The following is a 970-nucleotide window of genomic DNA, read 5'->3' on the forward strand; positions in this document are numbered from 1 at the left end:
TTGGTCTGGGAGAAGCGGCAAAAAGGGATGTGGGTACCGGTGCAAATCAGATCCCTGATATGAGCAAATGGAAATCATTGAAAGCCACAAATGGATGGAGGGAAACACCTGATGGTTTTATAGAACAGTGGGGGAAGGCTAATTATGGGAATGGAGATGCGGATTTCATCATTCCATTTCCCAACGAATGTTATTACGTGCTGATTAGCTCAGACCCGAATGACACGCCATATGCGGAAATTTCCCAGGCATTCCCCGTCAGTACGACAACATTTCGGACAGGATGTGCTACTGCAAACGGGAGTGATGTTAGCCCGGCAAGCCTGACCTGTAACTGGAAAGCATTCGGAAGGTAATGAACATGAGCAAATACTTATTTTCTGCAAAAACTAACCATTTTTACCCTGTATCGTTGATTAATTCATATAAAGCGAGCGGTACACTTCCTGATGATGCAATTGAAATTGAAGACTCAATTTCGAATGAATTTTTAGACGTTCCTCCACAAGGTAAACGCAGAGGCGTAGTTGATGGCCTTCCTTCCTGGGTGAATATTCCACCACTGAGCCATGAAGAGCTGGTACATATGGCAGAGAACAAACGCCAGAGGCTATTGGCTCGTGCTGATTCGGTAATGCTCGACTGGCGAACTGAGTTGATGCTGGGTGAAATCAGCGACGCCAACAAAGCTAAGCTGTCGGCGTGGCTGGCGTATAAGAACGAAGTTAAGGTGGTTGATGTGACAACCGACCCTGAGCATGTTAACTGGCCTGTACCCCCGGAGGTGTAGGCCAGTCAGGTTTTGCGGTATCAACCCGCATCAAATCGAGCCTGTAATCCTGCCATACAATCAAAGCGGCGGCTTCTTCTTCCGTCGCTTTGCCTCTTTCAACAGCGTACTGTCGCCAGGATATTTCAGTATCAGCAATTGATTTCAGTACCTGTCGCTGCTGCTCGGCGCGTTCCTGCT

General features: G+C 47.6%; 2 protein-coding genes and 1 pseudogene. 2 read left to right on the top strand and 1 reads right to left on the bottom strand.

Going from position 1 to position 970, the window contains the following annotated elements; all coding sequences use genetic code 11:
- Positions 1 to 356: pseudogene (locus FDW98_RS23670) on the top strand (phage tail protein); the annotation flags it as partial.
- A 5-nt stretch (positions 357 to 361) separates the two neighbouring features.
- Positions 362 to 790: a tail fiber assembly protein gene (locus tag FDW98_RS14390; protein ID WP_137398873.1), complete on the top strand. Its 429-nt coding sequence runs from the start codon at positions 362 to 364 to the stop codon at positions 788 to 790.
- Here the strand turns inward: FDW98_RS14390 and FDW98_RS14395 are convergent.
- The coding region (locus FDW98_RS14395) for a tail fiber assembly protein (RefSeq protein WP_137398874.1) at positions 762 to 970 on the bottom strand (209 nt) is incomplete at its 5' end. The two genes, FDW98_RS14390 and FDW98_RS14395, sit on opposite strands and share 29 nt — an antisense overlap.

The sequence above is a fragment of the Citrobacter sp. wls711 genome (assembly GCF_005281055.1).
Classification (GTDB): Bacteria; Pseudomonadota; Gammaproteobacteria; order Enterobacterales; family Enterobacteriaceae; genus Citrobacter; species Citrobacter gillenii.

Coding starts and splice junctions, on each gene's coding strand:
- FDW98_RS14390 (WP_137398873.1), top strand. CDS start 362: ATGAGCAAATACTTATTTTCTGCAAAAACTAACCATTTTTACCCTGTA.